This is a genomic window from Bacillus sp. V3-13 (assembly GCF_002860165.1).
In the GTDB taxonomy this organism is placed as follows: Bacteria; Bacillota; Bacilli; order Bacillales; family Cytobacillaceae; genus Bacillus_BJ.
In genome coordinates this window covers 1-1,770 of sequence record NZ_PGUZ01000104.1, presented here as the reverse complement: position 1 = coordinate 1,770, position 1,770 = coordinate 1, and the positions used below count along the sequence as shown (strand labels likewise).

The following is a 1,770-nucleotide window of genomic DNA, read 5'->3' as shown; positions in this document are numbered from 1 at the left end:
GTAATTTTTGAAGATTGTTAGTATTTCAAATCATCTGATTTAATTAGTGCAACGCTAGTGATTTATTATATAAAAATATTAGTTTATTATTTAAATTAAACAAGAACCTTTTTCCTGCTAAATAATACATAAATATTGAGAGGAGAGTTCACATTGAAAAAAGCAATTCTTTTTAGTTTGTTTGTTATTGGTTATTTTCTATTTCCACCTGATATAACCAACGCTGCTTCTAATTTTAGTGAGATTAAAACGACCCAAGAACTCCACCAAGAATTAAAAGACGAAAAATTAATATATCTAGATGAGAATGGATTAATTAAAATTCCAGATAACTTAAGTTCTTTAGGAGTTAATCAAGATTTATTTGATAAATATATTAATATGGTTAATATAACCAATCAACAAATACAAGATGGTATTATTTCTATGGATAAAGAACTAAATGTAAAGCCATTTACAATTGAAGAAATTGCAGATAAGATATATGAAAACGACAAAAAAAATGACGAGAATAATATTTCCTTTTCTACTTTGTCTACATCATCCTATCTTGATCTTGTAGATTTAGTTGAAACAAATAGAGATGAATTAGAAGCAATATATAACACACAGGCTACCTTTAATCCTAGCGGTGCGTATAATTTCACTGTAGGTTGGTGGGTAGGTAAAGTTCGAGAAGATGGAGATTGGGATTATAAAGTACAACCCGGATTCTCCCCATGGTATAAAACTTTTAACATGGCACATTATAACGGCATTGTAGAAGAACATAATAGTAAATGGCTTGGAAATTACAATTATGGATATACAGGGGAATTCCTATTTTCTTTATCTGTACTTCTTGCAGGCGGGGATGCAATCTCTTACCTTATAAATTGGGAACCAGATACTCCAGAAGCTAAGGAAGCAATCGAATGGGGATATTCTGACGCATATTATTTTTACTAAGAATCTATTATTCTAATAGGACCGTAGTGGGAAAAAGGTTCTTGTTAAAATCCAAATTAAGAATCTATTTTGATCAATAATTTCAAAATGGATTCTTTTTATTTATCGTAAAATATAGATTTACGATGTATTTTTTTGTTAAGCTTTTATATTTCTGCCTATGTTTCTCCTAATTTGTTGACTATTAAAAAGCCGATGTTTCCTTAGCGTATATTTTCGTTAAAATGTTGGCGGGACCCCTAATAGATAAAAAAGCCTGAGTTCATATGAATAACTAACTCAGGCTTTTTTGATATTGTATGTTTAGTCTGTCTGCTTTACAAATCGCTAAGTTAACACCCAGTCTTCTTTATTAATTCCTGTATGATTAAGATGTTTTGACAGGTACGAAGTTTGAGTTAATAACAATACTAATAAATTTACTAGGACAATACTTGAATGGTGTAATATAAAATTGGGGAAAAGTTATTTAAATATGAGGTTGAAAAAAATAATACACAAGATTATTCCTATTACAATAAACCCGCCTATTGTTGGAGTTCCGTAAAGCGTCCGGTTAAATGTATCATCTGTCTCTATTTTACTCTTCTCTTCTTTATCTTTTTTTTCCTTCATTCTACTTCACTCCTCAGATTTTATTTATTCTATTGAGTCAATTTCATAATTAGTTTTTCAAAGGATTATATTTGCCGAATTTCGTGAAATTAACCGAAATTAATTTTTTGAAATGATTGTTCCTTTTAAATGTACAGAAAATCTGGGTTAATTGTAAAATCAAATGCAACACCATAAAAATAGAAAAGCCATAGTGAAACCGTGTTA

2 protein-coding genes are annotated in these 1,770 nt (G+C 29.4%); one reads left to right on the top strand and one right to left on the bottom strand.

Translation table 11 applies throughout. From position 1 onward, the window contains the following. The first annotated feature begins 153 nt into the window (after positions 1 to 153). Positions 154 to 948 (top strand): polymorphic toxin type 44 domain-containing protein, encoded by a 795-nt coding sequence (locus tag CU633_RS22380; RefSeq protein ID WP_101662749.1) that lies wholly within the window; start codon positions 154 to 156, stop codon positions 946 to 948. Positions 949 to 1,413: 465 nt separating this feature from the next. Here CU633_RS22380 and CU633_RS23065 read toward each other — a convergent pair whose 3' ends face one another. Further along, a complete protein-coding gene (locus CU633_RS23065) occupies positions 1,414 to 1,563 on the bottom strand; it encodes a hypothetical protein (RefSeq protein ID WP_180955086.1) in 150 nt (49 codons plus the stop codon). Positions 1,564 to 1,770: the final 207 nt, after the last annotated feature.